The 17,611-nt window shown below is 62.8% G+C and carries 15 protein-coding genes; 10 read left to right on the top strand and 5 right to left on the bottom strand.

Annotated elements, in window-relative coordinates; all coding sequences use genetic code 11:
- Window positions 1-241 precede the first annotated feature (241 nt).
- From phhA to C8K58_RS12235, 3 genes are all read left to right on the top strand, one after another.
- Window positions 242-1,033 carry a phenylalanine 4-monooxygenase gene (phhA, locus tag C8K58_RS12245; RefSeq protein WP_108573767.1) on the top strand — a complete coding sequence of 264 codons (792 nt, stop codon included), beginning with the start codon at window positions 242-244 and terminating at the stop codon, window positions 1,031-1,033.
- Window positions 1,034-1,138: 105 nt separating this feature from the next.
- Entirely contained in the window at window positions 1,139-1,495 is a 357-nt protein-coding gene (locus C8K58_RS12240) for a 4a-hydroxytetrahydrobiopterin dehydratase (RefSeq protein ID WP_010208721.1), read from the top strand.
- Complete coding sequence (locus tag C8K58_RS12235; protein WP_108573766.1) at window positions 1,495-2,688, top strand: amino acid aminotransferase; 1,194 nt, start codon at window positions 1,495-1,497, stop codon at window positions 2,686-2,688. The genes C8K58_RS12240 and C8K58_RS12235 overlap by 1 nt, the downstream gene beginning before the upstream one ends.
- A gap of 65 nt (window positions 2,689-2,753) precedes the next feature.
- Here C8K58_RS12235 and C8K58_RS12230 read toward each other — a convergent pair whose 3' ends face one another.
- Window positions 2,754-3,563, bottom strand: a complete 810-nt coding sequence (locus tag C8K58_RS12230) for a UDP-2,3-diacylglucosamine diphosphatase (protein WP_108573765.1) — start codon at window positions 3,561-3,563, stop codon at window positions 2,754-2,756.
- Between the two features lie 137 nt (window positions 3,564-3,700).
- On the opposite strand from C8K58_RS12230, the gene C8K58_RS12225 reads away from it, so the two are divergent.
- From C8K58_RS12225 to C8K58_RS12215, 3 genes are all read left to right on the top strand, one after another.
- On the top strand, window positions 3,701-4,450 hold the full coding sequence (locus C8K58_RS12225) for an AraC family transcriptional regulator (protein WP_027603829.1): 750 nt from the start codon (window positions 3,701-3,703) through the stop codon (window positions 4,448-4,450).
- A gap of 99 nt (window positions 4,451-4,549) precedes the next feature.
- Entirely contained in the window at window positions 4,550-5,434 is an 885-nt protein-coding gene (locus tag C8K58_RS12220; RefSeq protein ID WP_027603828.1) for a DMT family transporter, read from the top strand.
- Window positions 5,435-5,565: 131 nt separating this feature from the next.
- The gene (locus C8K58_RS12215; RefSeq protein ID WP_027603827.1) at window positions 5,566-5,847 is read left to right on the top strand and encodes a hypothetical protein; all 282 of its coding nucleotides are present in this window, start codon (window positions 5,566-5,568) and stop codon (window positions 5,845-5,847) included.
- 41 nt (window positions 5,848-5,888) lie between these two features.
- Here C8K58_RS12215 and C8K58_RS12210 read toward each other — a convergent pair whose 3' ends face one another.
- The gene (locus tag C8K58_RS12210; RefSeq protein ID WP_092355209.1) at window positions 5,889-6,176 is read right to left on the bottom strand and encodes a SelT/SelW/SelH family protein; all 288 of its coding nucleotides are present in this window, start codon (window positions 6,174-6,176) and stop codon (window positions 5,889-5,891) included.
- A gap of 84 nt (window positions 6,177-6,260) precedes the next feature.
- Between C8K58_RS12210 and C8K58_RS12205 the strand changes: the two genes are divergently transcribed.
- Complete coding sequence (locus C8K58_RS12205) at window positions 6,261-8,450, top strand: patatin-like phospholipase family protein (RefSeq protein ID WP_092355212.1); 2,190 nt, start codon at window positions 6,261-6,263, stop codon at window positions 8,448-8,450.
- A 20-nt stretch (window positions 8,451-8,470) separates the two neighbouring features.
- Here the strand turns inward: C8K58_RS12205 and C8K58_RS12200 are convergent, their stop codons facing one another.
- Both C8K58_RS12200 and recQ read right to left on the bottom strand, forming a co-directional pair.
- On the bottom strand, window positions 8,471-8,905 hold the full coding sequence (locus tag C8K58_RS12200) for a MarR family transcriptional regulator (protein ID WP_027603824.1): 435 nt from the start codon (window positions 8,903-8,905) through the stop codon (window positions 8,471-8,473).
- 121 nt (window positions 8,906-9,026) lie between these two features.
- Window positions 9,027-11,153: a DNA helicase RecQ gene (gene recQ, locus C8K58_RS12195; RefSeq protein ID WP_108573764.1), complete on the bottom strand. Its 2,127-nt coding sequence runs from the start codon at window positions 11,151-11,153 to the stop codon at window positions 9,027-9,029.
- A 279-nt stretch (window positions 11,154-11,432) separates the two neighbouring features.
- Here recQ and C8K58_RS12190 point away from each other — a divergent pair, with 279 nt between their 5' ends.
- From C8K58_RS12190 to C8K58_RS12180, 3 genes are all read left to right on the top strand, one after another.
- The gene (locus C8K58_RS12190) at window positions 11,433-12,020 is read left to right on the top strand and encodes a YecA family protein (protein ID WP_027603822.1); all 588 of its coding nucleotides are present in this window, start codon (window positions 11,433-11,435) and stop codon (window positions 12,018-12,020) included.
- A gap of 20 nt (window positions 12,021-12,040) precedes the next feature.
- Entirely contained in the window at window positions 12,041-12,424 is a 384-nt protein-coding gene (locus tag C8K58_RS12185; protein ID WP_027603821.1) for a YbaN family protein, read from the top strand.
- A 119-nt stretch (window positions 12,425-12,543) separates the two neighbouring features.
- Entirely contained in the window at window positions 12,544-16,014 is a 3,471-nt protein-coding gene (locus C8K58_RS12180; RefSeq protein ID WP_092355220.1) for a PAS domain-containing hybrid sensor histidine kinase/response regulator, read from the top strand.
- A 62-nt stretch (window positions 16,015-16,076) separates the two neighbouring features.
- On the opposite strand, the gene rmuC is transcribed toward C8K58_RS12180, so the two are convergent.
- Window positions 16,077-17,441 carry a DNA recombination protein RmuC gene (gene rmuC / locus C8K58_RS12175; protein WP_174562748.1) on the bottom strand — a complete coding sequence of 455 codons (1,365 nt, stop codon included), beginning with the start codon at window positions 17,439-17,441 and terminating at the stop codon, window positions 16,077-16,079.
- Window positions 17,442-17,611 lie beyond the last annotated feature (170 nt).

The following is a 17,611-nucleotide window of genomic DNA, read 5'->3' as shown; positions in this document are numbered from 1 at the left end:
TGGGTAGGCGCCGCGTCTTTTTGTCGCTGGGCGCAGATAGTCGTCAAGATTATGTGACAGCCTGGGGGCTTTTCCCAGCCCAATACGCCAACCAGTCGCGCTTCCGTAACGAATACTTTACGAAAACCAGTAATTTTTCCTACACAGCCGATGCTGAAGCCGATGGAATCTTGCCCCGCACGGCGTATCAATAGGCTCATCCCAGGACATAACAAGAACGAATGCCTAGCAGGAGAGCCGTATGAAGCAGACGCACTACGTGGCCCGCGAGCCCGATGCGCAAGGTTTTATCCACTACCCGGCGGAAGAGCACGCGGTGTGGAACACCCTGATCACCCGCCAATTGAAAGTGATCGAGGGCCGCGCGTGCCAGGAATACCTGGACGGCATCGACAAGCTCGGCCTGCCCCTGGATCGCATCCCGCAACTGGGTGAAATCAACCAGGTGCTGGCCTCGACCACCGGCTGGCAAGTCGCCCGCGTGCCGGCGCTGATCCCCTTCCAGACCTTCTTCGAATTGCTCTCCAACAAGCAGTTTCCGGTGGCGACCTTTATTCGTACCCGCGAAGAACTGGACTACCTGCAAGAGCCGGATATTTTCCACGAGATCTTTGGCCATTGCCCGCTGCTGACCAACCCCTGGTTCGCCGAGTTCACCCACACCTACGGCAAGCTCGGCCTCGCGGCCAGCAAGGAGCAACGGGTATACCTGGCGCGCCTGTACTGGATGACCATCGAGTTCGGCCTGGTGGACACCCCCGACGGTCGGCGTATCTACGGTGGCGGGATTTTGTCGTCGCCCAAGGAAAGTGTTTACTGCCTGTCCGACCAGCCTGAACATCAAGCCTTCGACCCGCTGGAAGCGATGCGCACGCCGTATCGCATCGACATCCTGCAACCGCTGTATTTCGTGCTGCCCAACCTCAAGCGCCTGTTCGAAGTGGCGCAGGAAGACATCATGGGCATGGTCGAGCGCGGCATGCAGCTTGGGTTGCATGCGCCGAAATTCCCGCCAAAACCCAAGGCCGCGTGAACCGTGGCTTTTAAGGCCAGGTGAGTCTGTTCCCCGGCACCGCGTTGCTTTAGGGTGACGCCACTGACGACCGTTTTTAAACACTCGAATTCAGGACACCATCACATGACCACCTTGAACCAAGCCCACTGCGAAGCCTGCCGCGCCGATGCCCCGCAAGTCAGCGATGAAGAACTGCCGGTGCTGCTCAAGCAGATCCCCGACTGGAACATCGAAGTGCGCGATGGCGTGATGCAGCTGGAAAAGGTTTTCCTGTTCAAGAACTTCAAGTTCGCCCTGGCCTTTACCAACGCCATGGGTGAAATCTCCGAAGCCGAAGGCCATCACCCAGGCCTGCTCACCGAATGGGGCAAGGTCACCGTGACCTGGTGGAGCCACTCCATCAAGGGCCTGCACCGCAACGACTTCATCATGGCCGCGCGCACCGACGAAGTGGCCAAGGACGCCGAGGGCCGCAAGTAATGCATTTCGATGCCATAGGCCGGGTACCCGGCGACCCGATCCTCGGCTTGATGGACCTGTATGCCCAGGACGCCAACCCGAACAAGTTCGACCTTGGCGTGGGCGTCTATAAGGACGACCAGGGCCTGACGCCGATTCCCGCTTCGGTAAAGCGCGCCGAGCAGCGCCTGGTCGACACCCAGGCCACCAAGACCTATATCGGCGGCCACGGCGATGCAGCGTTCGGCAGCCTGATCAGCGAACTGGTGCTGGGCGCCGACTCCGCCCTGCTGCGCGAACACCGTGCCGGCGCCACTCAAACCCCAGGCGGCACCGGGGCCCTGCGCCTGAGCGCCGACTTTATCGCCCACAACCTGCCCGGCCGTGGCGTGTGGCTGAGCGACCCGACCTGGCCGATTCACGAAACCATCTTTGCCAAGGCCGGGCTCAAGGTCAGCCATTACCCCTACGTGGGCGCGGACAACCGCCTGGATGTGGTGGCGATGCTGGCAACCCTCTCCACCGTGCCCAAGGGCGACGTGGTCTTGCTGCACGCCTGCTGCCATAACCCGACCGGCTTCGACCTGTCCCAGGATGACTGGCGCCAGGTGCTGCACATCGTGCGTGAGCGTCAGTTGCTGCCGCTGATCGACTTCGCCTACCAGGGCTTTGGCGACGGCCTGGAGCAGGACGCCTGGGCGGTGCGCTTGTTGGCGGCTGAACTGCCGGAAGTATTGATCACCAGTTCGTGCTCGAAGAACTTCGGCCTCTACCGCGACCGTGTCGGCGCGCTGATCGTGTGTGCGGCGGACGCCGAGAAGCTGAAGGATGTACGCAGCCAGTTGGCAAATACCGCGCGCAACCTGTGGTCGACGCCGCCGGACCATGGTGCGGCAGTGGTCGCGACCATCCTGGGGGATGCCGAGCTGAAACAGCAGTGGAGCGAGGAAGTCGAAGCCATGCGTGCGCGAATCGCGCAGTTGCGTTCCGGACTGGTGGAGGCGTTGGCGCCCCATGGTCTGGCGGAGCAGTTTGCGCACATCGGGGCGCAACGCGGGATGTTTTCCTACACCGGCTTGAGTGCCGAGCAGGTCAAGCAACTGCGCGAAAAGCACAGCGTGTACATGGTCAGTTCGGGACGGGCTAACGTGGCGGGGATCGATGCGACACGCCTGACGCTTCTGGCCGAAGCCATCGCCGACGTCTCCCACTGACGAAACCAGGACTGAAAATGTGGGAGGGGGCTTACTCCCTCCCACATTTTGACCGAGCACACCCCTCAGTTGGCGACCATCTCGGCTTTCAGCAGCGCTTCTTTCGCCTGGGCATCCGCCAAGCGATACAACTCGATGCTCCCATCCCAGTGCTCGATCAACGCCGTGCACGACTCCACCCAATCCCCGCAGTTGAGGTAATCCACCTCGCCCACCTTGCGAATCTCCGCATGGTGGATATGCCCGCACACCACGCCATGCAACTCGCGCCGGGTCACTTCGTGGGCGATGGCTTCTTCAAAATCGCTGATAAAGCTCACGGCGGTTTTGACCTTGTGTTTCAGGTACGCCGACAAAGACCAGTAGCCATAGCCGTAGCGGGCGCGCCAGTGGTTCAACCAGCGGTTCAAGGTGAGGGTGAACTCGTAGGCCGAGTCGCCCAGGAACGCCAGCCAACGGTGGTAGCGGGTGATCACATCGAACTGGTCGCCGTGGATCACCAGCAGATGGCGACCGTCGGCCGTCACGTGCACCGCCTCATCCACCAACTGGATATTGCCCAGGATCAGCTTGGAGTAGCGGCGCAGGAACTCGTCGTGGTTGCCGGTCACGTAGATCACCTCGGTCCCGCGCTTGGCCATGGTCAGCAGGCGACGGATCACGTTGGTGTGGGCCTGGGGCCAATACATGCCGCCGCGCATTTTCCAGCCGTCGATGATATCGCCCACCAGGTAGACCTTATCGGCGTGGTAGCCCTTGAGGAACTGCGACAGGTGTTCGGCCTGGCAATCCCGGGTGCCCAGGTGCACGTCGGAAATCCACAGGGTACGAACCCGCTGCTTGCGGCTGGGCTTGGTGAACTCGGCACTGGTCATGGGCATCCCTCGACGCTGTTTTCGCGAGCTTGCGCCCTGGCGATTAATAGCCCATGACAGTCGTGCGTCAGTCCGATGACAGCGCCCGCCGGCCGCGAAGCGTTGTAGACTGGCGCCCTGCCGCCCAGGAGACCGCGATGAGACCGTCGCTCACGCTACGCCACTACCTCGAAGCGCCCATCGCCCACAGCCATGACCATGCACAGTTGGTGTTCGGCCTGTCCGGCCACCTGGACCTGGAAGTCGACGGCCGTGGCAGCCAGGTGCGCGAAAGCAGCGTGATGGTGCTGCCCTTCTCCGCCCACCACGCCTGTGGCAGTCGCGATGGCAGCCGTTGCCTGGTGCTGGATGTGCCCACGGAGCATTGGCTCCTGCAATCCCTGGGCGAACACGCAGACGCCAGCCGCCGCCTGCTCGATCAACCGGCACGCCTGGCCCTGGATCCCCGGCAGCACCAACTGGTGCAATGGCTGGCGCACGGCCCCGTGGATGATCCACTGATCGTCCAGCAGGGTGCGGTGCTGTTGCTGGCCAGCCTCAATCATCCGCAGGCCCCGCAGGTGCCGGGCCGCCGCCTGCCGTATGCGGCATTCAATGCGCATATCGAGCGACACGTCGCCCATCCGTTGCAGGTCGCCGACCTGGCGCGTATCGCCGGCCTATCGGTGGCGCGCCTGCATGCGCGCTTCATCGCCGAATGCGGGCAGACGCCCATGGATTACATCCGCAGCCGGCGCCTGCAACTGGCCCTGAACCTGCTGCGCGAGACGCCGCTGCCCATCGGTGAAATCGCCGAGCGGGTGGGCTACACCTCACAAAGTGCCTTTGCCGCCGCTATGCTGCGTGAATTCGGCGCCTCTCCCGGCGCGTTGCGGCGCGCCCCATAGGGCGAGCCTTGCGCTAAAAATCGCGAGTCCCACGACAGACGCACACACCTGCACCCTCTAGACTGCGAACCTGTCACTCCCGTTGGTTCAAGGATCGCAATGACTCCCCGCTCAGCCCTCGGCGCCTTGCATATCGGCGCATTGATGTTTGGCCTCACCGGCGTATTCGGCAAGCTGGCGGCCGCCTCCCCGGCCATCATCGTCTTCGGTCGTGCCGCATTTGCCGTGATTGCCCTGGCAGTGTTTGCGCGCTTCGCCAGCAACGCCCCCTGGAAAACCCTGGCGCCGCAGGACTGGCGTCGCCTGCTGGTCAGCGGCGTGTTGCTGGCGGCGCATTGGGTGACGTTCTTCATTGCCGTCAAGGTCGCCGGCGTGGCCGTCGCCACGCTGGGGTTCACCGCATTCCCGGCGTTTACCGTGATCCTCGAAGGGCTGATCTTCCGCGAGCGTATTCGCGCCAATGAGATCGTGCTGGTGGCCCTGGTCACCGTTGGCCTGGTGCTGGTGACGCCGGACTTCAATCTCGCCAGCGAAGCCACGGGCGGCCTGCTTTGGGGAATTGTCTCGGGCTTGCTGTTCTCATTGTTGTCGCTGAACAACCGCGCCAGCTCCGGACGGATTCCCGCCGTGCAGGCAGCGCTGTGCCAGAACGTGGTGGTCGCGGTGTGCCTGCTGCCCGTGGCCGCGCCGGGGCTGGCGGACGTTCGCGCGCTGGACTGGTTGTGGATCGGCCTGCTTGGGGTGTTCTGCACCGGCCTGGCCCACAGCCTGTTTGTCGCCAGCCTCGCGGTGATCAAGGCACGCACCGCCTCGGTGGTGTTCGCCATGGAGCCGGTCTATGGCATCACGGTAGCCTGGCTGCTGTTTGCCGAAACCCCGACCCTGCGCATGTTGCTGGGCGGCGCGTTGATCATCGTCGCCATCGTGCTTTCCGGGCTGATGGGCAGCGCCAGCCAGGCCAAGCAGCCCGCTGCAACGGCCTGATCTATACTTTAAACATCCGCAACAGTCAGCCGTCGTTCAACGGATACAGACTCCTCGACGACAGCCATGGTGTTTTCTGCAGTTGCTGCACGCGAGTGGTCACTCCATCAACGCGATGCAGGGGTTTCATCATGGAAATGTTCATCAGCTTGTTGGTTCAGATCATCAGCGGTGCCGTCGGTGGCAATTTGGCCGGCATGACCAAACAAAGCCTGGGCACCGGGCTCAATACCATGCTGGGGGGTGTCGGCGGGCTCGTGCTGGGCCAGGTCGTAGCCGCGCTGACCGGCACATCGGGCGGCGAGGCGCTGGATGTGGCAGCAGTCGGCAGCAATATCGTCGGCGGCGGCGTGGGCGGCCTGGTGCTGACCTGGGTCGTGGGCTTCATCAAAAGCAAGATGGCCGCCAAATAGCGGCGCACTGAGGGGTCACCGCCCTGATGTAGCGGTGACCTTCATTGCGTACGGTCGTTGTGGCCCAGGTCGCGGTGTGGGTCGATCTGGTCGCGCACCCGTTGCTTGAGCACCTTGGCTTCAGGGAAGCCACCATCCGCCTTGCGCTCCCAGATCTGCACACCGTCGCAGGTGATCCGAAACGCACCGCCGGTGGCCGGCTCCAGCGCCACCCGGCCGAGGTCATCGGCAAACGTACTCAACAACTCCTGCGCCAGCCACGCGGCGCGCAGCAGCCACTGGCACTGGGTGCAATAGGTGATGACAATCTCGGGTTTGCTCAACGACATAATTTGAGAGGCTCCTGGCGTAACGGGCTCGGTGGATCGGATGGCTATAATACCGGCCTTTATCGCCCAGCCTCGAGATTCATGATGCGCCGCCTGTTGTCCTGCCTGTTCCTGTGCCTGCTCCCGCTTCTTGCCGACGCCGTTGAGACGCCCCGCCCCAAAATCGGCCTGGTGCTGTCCGGCGGTGCCGCCCGAGGCCTGGCCCATATCGGCGTGCTCAAGGCCCTGGAGGAACAGGGTATTCATATCGACGCGATTGCCGGCACCAGCATGGGCGCGGTGATTGGCGGGCTGTATGCGTCGGGCTACAAGATCGATGAGCTGGAAAAACTGGCCCTGGGCATCGACTGGCAACAGGCGCTGTCCGACGCACCGCCACGGGAAGACGTGCCGTTTCGACGCAAGCAGGATGACCGGGATTTCCTGGTCAAGCAGAAACTCAGCTTCCGCGATGACGGCAGCCTCGGCCTGCCCCTTGGCGTGATCCAGGGCCAGAACCTGGCGCTGTTGCTGGAAAGCATGTTCGCCCATACCAGCAACACGCGTAATTTCGACAAGCTGCCGATCCCCTTTCGCGCCGTGGCCACCGACATCACCACCGGCGAGAAAGTGGTATTCAGCAAGGGCCACCTGCCCCAGGTGATCCGCGCCAGCATGTCGATCCCGGCCGTGTTCGCGCCGGTGGAGCTGGATGGCCGCCTGCTGGTGGATGGCGGCATGACCGATAACATCCCACTGGATGTGGCGCGTGAGATGGGCGTGGACATCGCCATCGTGGTCGACATCGGCACCCCGCTGCGTTCACGCAAGCAACTGGCAACGGTGGTGGACGTGCTCAACCAGTCCATCACCCTGATGACCCGGCGCAACTCCGAAGAACAACTCAAGGCCCTGCAGCCCAGGGACGTCCTGATCCAGCCGCCCCTGGCCGCCTATGGCGTGACGGATTTCGGCCGCGCCAAGGACATGATCGACGCCGGCTACCGCGCCACCCGCGCCCTTGACGTTCGCCTGGCCCATTTGCGCCCCGCCGAGCCGATCGACCCGCAACTGGTGGCCGCGCGCACCGCGGGCGAACGCACCCCGGTGATCACCGCGATCAAGGTGGAGAACGACTCGAAGGTCAGCGACGACGTGATCCGCTACTACATCCGCCAACCGTTGGGCCAACCGCTGGAACTTGGCCGCCTGCAGACCGACATGGGCACCCTGTATGGCCTGGATTACTTCGAGCAGGTGCAATACCGCGTGGTGAAAAAGGGCCAGGACAACACCCTGGTGATCAGCGCGCGCGGCAAACGCAGCGGCACCGACTACCTGCGCCTGGGCCTGAACCTGTCGGACGATATGCGCGGCGACAGCGCCTTCAACCTCGGCGCCAGCTACCGCATGAACGGCATCAATCGCCTGGGCGCCGAGTGGCTGACGCGGGTGCAGATCGGTGATCGGCAGGAGCTTTACAGCGAGTTCTACCAGCCGATGGATACCGGTTCGCGCTACTTTGTCGCGCCGTATATCAGCGCCCAGGCACAGAACGTCGAGCTGATCCTGGACAACGACCCCATCTCCGAATACCGCCTGGAACGCTACGGTTTCGGCCTCAACGTGGGGCGGCAGATCGGCAACAGCGGCGAGATCCGCTTCGGTGTCGGCGAGGCCTGGGGCAAGGCGGATGTGCGCATCGGCGACCGCGACCTGCCAAGTGTGAGCTTCAGCGAAGGCTTCTATGAACTGAAGTATTCCTTCGACTCCCTGGATAACGTGTACTTCCCCCACAGCGGCGAGGACATTGGCCTGGCGTTTCGCGAATTCGAACCGGGGCTGGGCTCGGACCAGCGCTATCGACAATGGGAGTTCAAGCTGGACAAGGCCATGAGCCACGGTCCGGACACGCTGGTGCTGGGCGGGCGCTACGGGCGCACCCTGGATGATTCGGACGTGGTGATTTCCAGCTTCCTGCTGGGCGGTGCGCGGCAGTTATCGGGCTTCCGCCAGGATGCGATTTCCGGGCAGAACATCAGCTTGATGCGCGCGGTGTACTACCGCCGGCTGACACCGCGCTCCTATCTGCCGCTGGATTTCCCGCTGTACCTGGGCGCGTCCCTGGAACGCGGCCGGGCGTGGAACAACGACAATGAGTTCGACAGCGGCTATATCAACGCCGCGAGTATTTTTCTCGGGTTTGATACGCCGCTGGGGCCGCTGAATTTCAGCTATGGGTTCAACGATGATAATCAGAAGGCGGTATACCTGAACCTCGGGCAAACCTTCTAACCCTTGCTACAGGGCTCGGATCAGGATTTTTCCAGGTTTGCCAGGATGTGCCCATGCACCCGCATGCAGACACGCATATCTTCTTCGTCAATGCCCACAAACAGCTCGTGACGCAACGCCGTGGCGATCGTCTCGATCTGCTCGATCAACGGCTTGGCGGTGTCACACAGCAGGATGCGCTTGGCGCGACGGTCCTCCACCACGGCCTGGCGTTGCACCAGGCCCTGGCCTTCGAGGCTGTCGAGCAACCGGGCCAGGGTCGGCCCTTCTACGCCGACGCTTTGCGCCAACTCACGCTGGGTGGGGGCCTCTTCAAAACGGGCCAGGTGCAGCAGCACCAGCCAGCGCGCCTGGGACAGGCCCAACCCGGCCAAACGGCGGTCGAGCTCGGCGCGCCAACCTCGGGACATTTGCGCCAGCTGCATGCCAAAACGGTGTTGATCGGTTAACGGCATAAAAAACTCATGGTTTAGACTGAAAATAAAGTATGGCTAATTATTAGTCAGCTAAGCATGAGCCATGTCACTAGGCAAGAGTTGCTATGTACTGATTCGTTACATTGTCGTAATTGGCACACTAAATTTCGAATTCAGACTGCAAAGCGGCCCGCACGCAGTACAAAACCCCTTCAGGAACACGCCCGGTAAACAGCGGTGCAATCTCCGCAACCGGTGGCAATTCGCCTTCTCCGTCCAGGAATGCATCCTGGATTTCGCCGAGCAAATCTTCCGGCAAATCAAGGGCCTGCTCCAATGACAACTGCTGCTTGCCGATGGCTTCGGCCAGCAAGGTATAGACGTTTTTCTCCGTGCATTGCAGCTGGCCGGCGATCTGGATCGGGGTCATGCCGGCGCGGGCCAGGCTGATCAGCTCATGGCGAATATCGGCGATTTCCTTCGGCGCTTCGGCCTGGCCACCGAGCACTTCGAGGAACGCCTGGCCGTAGCGCTCCAGCTTGCGCGCACCGACGCCGCTGACCCGCGCCATTTCGGCCATGGTGGTGGGCTGCTCGCGCAGCATTTCCAGCAAGGTGGAGTCGGGGAAAATAACGTACGGCGGCACGCTGTGTTCCTGGGCCAGTTTGCGTCGCAGGGTACGCAGGGCTTCCCACTGTTCGCGCTCCTCGCCCCGTACAAGCTGGCTGGCCTGGCTGGTGCTGGTCTTGGCGGTGGTTTGCGGCTTGAGGTCGCGGCGCAGCTCCAGGCTCACCTCGCCCTTGAGCAGCGGCCGGCAGCTGTCGTTCAGGCGCAGGCCGCCGTACCCTTCGATATCGATGTCCACCAGGCCACGCGCGACCATCTGCCGGAACAGCGAACGCCACTCGCCTTCGGCACGGGCCTTGCCGACGCCGTAGACCGAGAGTTTCTCATGGCCGAAGCTGCGCACTTTTTCGTTGTCCTTGCCCAGCAATACATCCACCAGATGACCGACGCCATAACGCTGGCCGGTGCGGTAGATCGTCGACAGTGCCTGGCGCGCGGGCTCGGTGGCGTCCCAGGTCTGCACCCCATCGATGCAGTTATCGCAGTGACCGCACGGTTGCGGCATGTCCTCGTCGAAGTAGGCCAGCAAGGTCTGGCGGCGGCAGCGGGTCTCTTCACACAACGAGAGCATCGCGTCGAGCTTGTGCTGCTCCAGGCGCTTGTGGCGCTCATCGCCTTCGGAGTTCTGCAGCATCTGCTTGAGCATCACCACATCCTGCAGGCCGTAGACCATCCAGGCATCCGCCGGCAGGCCATCACGGCCGGCACGCCCGGTCTCCTGGTAATAGGCCTCGAGGGACTTGGGCAGGTCCATATGGGCGACGAAGCGCACGTTGGATTTGTCGATGCCCATGCCGAACGCGATGGTGGCCACCATGATCAGGCCTTCCTCGTTGAGGAAGCGCTTCTGGTGGGCAGCGCGCGTTTCGTTGGGCAGGCCGGCGTGGTACGGCAGCGCCGGGTAACCCTGTTCGCAGAGGAACGCGGCCACTTCATCGACCTTCTTGCGCGACAGGCAATAGACAATGCCTGCATCGCTGCGCCGCTCGGAGAGAAACGCCAGCAACTGCTTGCGCGGCTGCTCCTTGGGCACGATGCGGTAGAAAATATTCGGCCGGTCGAAGCTCGACAGGAACCGCTCGGCGTTCTGCAGGTGCAGACGCTCGACGATTTCTTCACGGGTGCGCTTGTCGGCCGTGGCGGTCAGGGCGATACGCGGAACGTCCGGGAACAGCTCCGCCAGTTGACCGAGCTGCAAATATTCGCGGCGGAAATCATGCCCCCATTGCGATACGCAGTGGGCTTCGTCGATGGCGAACAGGGCAATTTCCAGGCTCTGCAAAAACGCCAGCATGCGCGGCTGCACCAGGCGCTCAGGTGCCAGGTAAAGCATCTTCACTTCATCGCGCTTGATCCGCGCGGCCAGGTCGCGTTGCTGCTCGGCACTGAGGGTGGAGTTCAAGGCGGCGGCGGCAACGCCGAGTTCTTCCAGGGTCGCAACCTGGTCGTCCATCAACGCGATCAGGGGCGACACCACCACTGCCAGCCCGTTGCGCAACAACGCCGGCACCTGGAAGCACAACGACTTGCCACCACCGGTAGGCATCAGGACCAGGGCATCACCGCCCTTGGCCACGCGCTCAATGATCGCACCCTGGCGGCCACGAAAACTGTCGTAGCCGAAGATGTCCTTGAGGACGCGTTGAGCCTGATCGAGCATGTATAACTCCAACAAAATAGTGCCGAAATCCCTCTGTACAGGCTGGTCGAAAAAATGCGGGCTCACGGAAAATAATCCGTAAGCGAAGTTTTCTCGACCTGGCGCTTGGCCTGCAAGGGCATCACAAAACGCGGCAGTATACCCGAGCGTCATCCGGCAAAGGGTGCCGCTGACGAATTGCAGCCCGTCTCTAAAACCTGGCAAATATGCATGCCGACTGGCTTGGGCGCGCAAGAAAGCCTAGAATTCAGCATCGTTTATTCCCAAGGTAGTCCTTCAATGTCCTTCGCTGAGCAACTAACCCGCCTGCAAGCCTTCCTCGACGCCGATGAGCTGCATGACGAGGCGCTGGACTACGTGGCCGCCCACGGCTACCTGACCGCCCTGTCGATCTGCTCCGAGGTCGTTCCCGACCGTGAATGGATCGACGCACTGTTCGCCGAAGAGCCCCACTACGCCGACGCCGCCCAGCGCGAAGAAATCGAATCCACCCTGCTGGCCCTCAAGGCCCACATCTCTCGCCAACTGGCCTCCGATGAAGAGTTCGAGTTGCCGTGCGAGCTGGACCTGGGCGAGGAGCCGGACGACTCCGACCTGCGCGGCTGGTGCATCGGTTTCATGGAAGGTGTGTTCCTGCGTGAAGCCGCCTGGTTCGAAACCGCCGAGGAAGAAGTCAGTGAAATGCTCTTGCCGATCATGGTCGGTTCGGGGCTGTTCGAGGAAGAAGCTGAATTTTCCGACATCGCCGCCGACGCCAACCTGATGGACGACATGATCGTACAGATCCCGGAAGCCCTGACCGCCCTGTACCTGCTGTGCAACGCCCCTGACGAAAAACCGGCGATCCTCAAGCCACGCCACCACTGAGTCGCTTGCCCGTGACACCCATGGGCAATCGCTCGCTGCTCCTGCGCTACGTGCTGCTGGCCATCGGCTGGCTGAGCGTAGCGTTGGGAGTGATCGGTATTTTCCTGCCGGTATTGCCGACCACCCCCTTCCTCCTGCTCGCCGCCGCCTGCTTCGCTCGCAGCTCCCCGCGCTTCTACCAGTGGCTGGTGGAACACCCGCGCCTGGGCCCCTGGATTCGTGACTACCTGGACGGCAACGGCATCCCGCTCAAGGGCAAGGTCTACGCCATCGGCCTGATGTGGCTGAGTATCGGTTTTTCCTGCTACCTGGTGCCGTTGCCATGGGCACGTGGCTTCATGCTGACCAGCGCCGTACTGGTGACAATCTACATCCTGCGCCAGAAAACCCTGCCACCGCGCTGAACGCCCACTGCGACATTAGATCCCACACGACCTTGGTCGACACTGACTAACCCCAGGCATCATGCGAGACTGTCCAACCGGGCCTGGAATGCCTGGGTGTTCTCATGCTCGGAGTTACCATGACGCTGTCCAGCGGGCTGATCGCCGCCGTTGCCCTGGCCTATATGGCCATTATGTTTGCCATCGCCTTCTACGGGGACCGCCGCCGTGCGCCGCTGCCGCCGCGCATGCGTGCCTGGGTCTATAGCCTGTCGCTGGCCGTCTACTGCACCAGCTGGACCTTCTTCGGCGCCGTAGGCCAGGCCGCCGAACAACTGTGGGCGTTCTTACCGATCTACCTGGGACCGGTGCTGTTGCTGGTGTTGGCACCCTGGGTCCTGCAGAAGATGATCCTGATCAGCAAGCAGGAAAACATCACCTCCATCGCCGACTTCATCGCCGCACGCTATGGCAAATCCCAGTCCCTGGCGGTGGTGGTCGCGCTGATCTGCCTGGTGGGCGTGCTGCCTTATATCGCCCTGCAACTCAAAGGCATCGTGCTGGGGGTCAACCTGCTGATTGGCGCAGGTGCCGACACCACCGGCACCCGCGCGCAAGACACCGCCTTGATCGTGTCCCTGGTGCTGGCGTTGTTCACCATTGTGTTCGGTACCCGCAACCTCGACGCCACCGAACACCACCGCGGCATGGTGCTGGCGATTGCGTTTGAATCGTTGGTGAAGCTGTTCGCCTTTCTCGCGGTCGGGGCGTTCGTGACCTACGGCCTGTACGACGGTTTCGGCGACCTGTTCAGCCAGGCGATGCTCGCGCCACGCCTGGAGGAATACTGGAAGGAAACCATCAACTGGCCGTCGATGGTGGTGCAGACCGGCGTCGCCATGATGGCGATCATCTGCTTGCCTCGGCAGTTCCATGTGACGGTCGTGGAGAACATCGACCCCCAGGATCTGCGCCTGGCCAAGTGGGTGTTTCCGGCCTACCTGATCCTCGCCGCGCTGTTTGTCGTGCCGATCGCCTTGGGCGGCAAAATGATGCTGCCCGGCTCGGTGCTGCCGGACTCCTACGTGATCAGCCTGCCCATGGCCGAGGCTCACCCGGCCCTCGCCGTGCTGGCGTTTATCGGCGGTGCGTCGGCGGCCACCGGCATGGTGATCGTGGCGAGCATCGCCTTGTCGACCATGGTCTCCAACGACATGCTGCTGCCCTGGCTGCTGCGCCGTTCCAGCGCCGAGCGCCCGTTCGAAGTGTTCCGCCACTGGATGCTGTCGGTGCGCCGGGTCAGCATCGTGATCATCCTGCTGCTGGCGTATGTCAGCTACCGCCTGCTGGGCTCCACCGCGAGCCTGGCGACCATCGGCCAGATCGCGTTTGCCGCAGTGACTCAACTGGCCCCGGCCATGCTTGGCGCACTGTATTGGAAGCAAGCCAACCGACGCGGTGTATTTGCGGGGCTGGCGGCGGGTACGTTCCTGTGGTTCTACACCTTGGTCCTGCCGGTTACCGCGAAAAGCCTGGGTTGGTCCCTCGCCATTTTCCCGGGGCTGACGTGGATGCATTCGCACCCGCTCGGTTTGTCCGTCACCTCACTGACCCTGGGCACCGTGTTCTCCCTGACAGGTAACTTCACGCTGTTCGTGTGGGTGTCGATGCTGTCGCGCACGCGCGTGTCGGAACACTGGCAAGCCGGGCGCTTTATCGGCCAGGAAATCAGCCCGCGCGCCAATGCCCGCTCGATGCTGTCGGTACAGATCAGCGACCTGCTCAGCCTGGCCGCGCGGTTTGTCGGCGAAGAACGGGCCCAGCAGAGTTTTATCCGCTTCGCCTATCGCCAGGGCAAAGGCTTTAACCCCAACCAGAATGCCGACAACGACTGGATCGCCCACACCGAGCGATTGCTGGCCGGTGTGCTCGGCGCATCCTCGACCCGGGCCGTGGTGAAAGCGGCGATCGAAGGGCGGGAAATGCAGCTGGAAGACGTGGTACGCATCGCCGACGAAGCGTCCGAAGTGCTGCAATTCAATCGTGCCTTGCTGCAAGGCGCCATCGAGAACATCACCCAGGGCATCAGTGTGGTGGACCAGTCCCTCAAGCTGGTGGCCTGGAACCGGCGTTACCTGGAGTTGTTCAATTACCCGGACGGGCTGATCAGCGTAGGCCGACCGATTGCCGACATCATCCGCTACAACGCCGAGCGCGGCCTGTGCGGACCGGGCGAAGCCGAGGTCCACGTGGCACGCCGCCTGCACTGGATGCGCCAGGGCCGCGCGCATACCTCAGAGCGGCTGTTCCCGAATGGGCGGGTGATCGAGCTGATCGGCAACCCGATGCCCGGCGGCGGCTTCGTCATGAGCTTCACCGACATTACCGCGTTCCGCGAGGCCGAGCAGGCACTTACCGAGGCCAACGAAGGCCTCGAGCAACGGGTGACCGAGCGCACCCACGAACTGTCGCAGCTCAATGTGGCGCTCACCGATGCCAAGGGCGTTGCCGAGTCCGCCAGCCAGTCAAAGACCCGCTTCCTCGCGGCCGTCAGCCATGACCTGATGCAACCGCTGAACGCCGCCCGGCTGTTCTCCGCCGCCCTTTCCCACCAGAACGACGGCCTGTCCAGCGAAGCCCGGCAACTGGTACAGCACCTGGACAGCTCGCTGCGTTCGGCCGAAGACCTGATCAGCGACCTGCTGGATATCTCGCGCCTGGAAAACGGCAAGATCAACCCGCAGCGCCAGCCCTTTGTGCTCAACGAACTGTTCGACACCCTCGGCGCGGAATTCAAGGCCCTGGCCCAGGAACAAGGCCTGCGTTTTCGCCTGCGCGGCAGCCGCTTGCGCGTGGACAGTGACATCAAGTTGCTGCGGCGGATCCTGCAGAATTTCCTGACTAACGCTTTCCGGTATGCCGACGGCCCGGTGCTGCTGGGCGTACGTCGGCGCAAGGGCGAGCTGTGCCTGGAAGTCTGGGACCGAGGCCCTGGCATCCCGTTGGATAAACAGAAGGTGATCTTCGAAGAGTTCAAGCGCCTGGACAGCCACCAGACCCGCGCCGAGAAAGGCCTGGGCCTGGGCCTGGCGATTGCCGACGGCCTGTGCCGGGTGCTGGGCCATCGCTTGAGCGTACGCTCCTGGCCGGGCAAGGGCAGCGTGTTCAGCGTGCGTGTGCCGCTGGCACGCAACCAGGCCAGCCCGCAGCCCAAGCCTGCCCAGGAGAACGGCCTGCCGTTAAGCGGCGCGCAAGTGCTCTGCGTGGATAACGAAGAGAGCATCCTGATCGGTATGCGCAGCCTGCTGACACGTTGGGGCTGTGAAGTGTGGACCGCCACCGACCAGGCGCAATGTGCGGCGCTGCTGGAGCAAGGCGTACGCCCGCAACTGGCGCTGGTGGATTACCACCTCGACCACGGCGAGACTGGCACCGAGCTCATGGGCTGGCTGCGGGCGCAAATGGCGGAGCCGATTCCCGGTGTGGTCATCAGTGCCGACGGCCGCCCGGAGATGGTGGCAGAGGTGCATGCGGCAGGGTTGGATTACCTCGCCAAACCGGTGAAACCCGCCGCGCTGCGGGCGTTGCTGAGTCGACACTTACCGCTGTAAACCGGATGTACTCAGTCAAAATTGGGGAGGGGGCTTGCCCCCTTCCACCTTTCGGATTGTGTTTATTCGGGCAGGTGCGCCACGCCGTCGGCGTCGGTCATCGCCCGCTCCAGCAAATCCGCCGGCAGGCTCTTGCTGGCACGCGCACCGAGCAACCTTAATTGCTCGGTGCGACTGACCAGGTTTCCGCGCCCATCTGTCAGCTTGTTCCGCGCCGCGCTGTAAGCCTTGTCCAATTGCTGTAGACGATTGCCCACTTCGTCCAGGTCCTGGATAAACAGCACGAACTTGTCGTACAGCCACCCGGCGCGTTCGGCGATTTCGCGGGCGTTCTGGCTTTGACGCTCTTGCTTCCAGAGACTGTCGATCACCCGCAGGGTGGCGAGCAGCGTCGTTGGGCTGACGATCACGATATGCCGGTCGAAGGCCTCTTGGAACAGATTCGGTTCGGCCTGCAAGGCCGCGGAAAAAGCGGCTTCGATCGGTACGAACAACAACACGAAATCCAGGCTGTGCAGGCCTTCCAGGCGTTTGTAATCCTTGCCGGCCAAGCCTTTGACGTGATTGCGCAGCGACAGTACGTGCTGCTTCAAGGCTGCCTGGCCGATCACCTCATCATCCGCCGCGACATACTGCTGGTACGCGGTCAGGCTGACCTTGGAATCCACCACCACCTGCTTGTCGCCGGGCAGCATGATCAGCACATCCGGTTGGAAGCGCTCACCGTCCGGGCCCTTCAAGCTGACCTGGGTCTGGTACTCGCGGCCCTTCTCCAGGCCGGCGTGTTCCAGCACCCGTTCGAGGATCAACTCACCCCAGTTGCCCTGGGTTTTCTGGCCCTTGAGGGCGCGGGTCAGGTTGGTGGCTTCGTCTGACAGACGCAGGTTCAGCTGCTGCAGGCGTTCAAGCTCCTTGGCCAGGGAAAAGCGCTCGCGAGCCTCGTTCTGATAGCTCTCTTCCACGCGTTTTTCGAAGGACTGGATGCGTTCCTTCAAGGGATCGAGCAACTGGCCAAGGCGCTCCTGGCTGGTCTCGGCAAAGCGCTGCTCACGCTCATCGAAGATCTTGCCGGCCAGCTCAGCGAATTGCGCACGCAACTCGTCCCGCGAGCCCTGCAGGTCGGCGAGGCGCTGCTGATGGCTTTCCTGCTGCTCGCGCAGTTCGGCGCGCAAGGCGGCCGACAATGCGTCGAGGCGGCGTAATTCGGTTTCCTTGGCGCTGCGGTCAAGGTTCCAGGCGTGGGCGGCGTCGCGGGCGTTGTCGCGGTCGATCTGCAACAGCTCGACCTCGCGGCGCACTGCAGCCAGGTCCGCTTGCTTGGCGGCGTTGGCCTGGCTCAGATCGCTGATTTCATCGCGACTGGCATCCAGTTGAGCGGCGAGGCCCTCCTGGGCCAGTTGCGCAGTGGCCAGGCGCTCTTCGAGCAGTTCCCAACCGGTGGTCCGCGCGGTCAACCGCCGCTGAATCTGCCAGCACACCGCCAATAAAGGCACTGCGGCGCCAGCCAGGCCCAGGGCAACACTGGTCCAGTCAAAAACCATAGCCATTTCTGCCATCACCGAAAAGGAGCAAGGTTAACCAAGCGTAGAGCGTGAGG

Origin of the sequence: Pseudomonas sp. GV047 (assembly GCF_003058245.1) — a bacterium.
Lineage (GTDB): Bacteria > Pseudomonadota > Gammaproteobacteria > Pseudomonadales > Pseudomonadaceae > Aquipseudomonas > Aquipseudomonas marginalis.
This window is presented reverse-complemented; position numbering and strand designations above follow the sequence as displayed.